Annotated in this window: 1 protein-coding gene; it reads right to left on the bottom strand. The window is 64.7% G+C overall.

All coding sequences use genetic code 11. The features are described from left to right. On the bottom strand, positions 1-244 hold a 244-nt coding region (locus tag ACYZGB_RS22975; protein WP_462391298.1), incomplete at its 3' end, for a peptidase associated/transthyretin-like domain-containing protein. Positions 245-258 lie beyond the last annotated feature (14 nt).

Below are 258 nucleotides of genomic sequence, written 5' to 3'. Positions count from 1 at the left end.
CGGCAACAGGTGTGCCATCTGCGGCCTTGGTGACAGTGCCAAGAATGCGGCAGTCCGCAGTCCCGCCAGGGCCACCTGCGGTGCTGAGCACCAGGCTTGGGGAGAAGTTCACCGTCTGGCCTGCCAGTACATTGGCCTGCCCGGTGGCGTCAAAGTACCCCGTCCGGCTGGCCTTCAGGGTGATGGCCCCTGGCACCACACCATTGATCAGGTACAGCCCGTTGGCATCGGTTGTGCCCGTCATGGCCTGACCGGTGA

The sequence above is a fragment of the Acidovorax sp. Q11 genome (genome assembly GCF_054950075.1).
The sequence above is the reverse complement of the archived record's forward strand: the minus strand, read 5'-3'. Positions and strand labels throughout refer to the sequence as shown.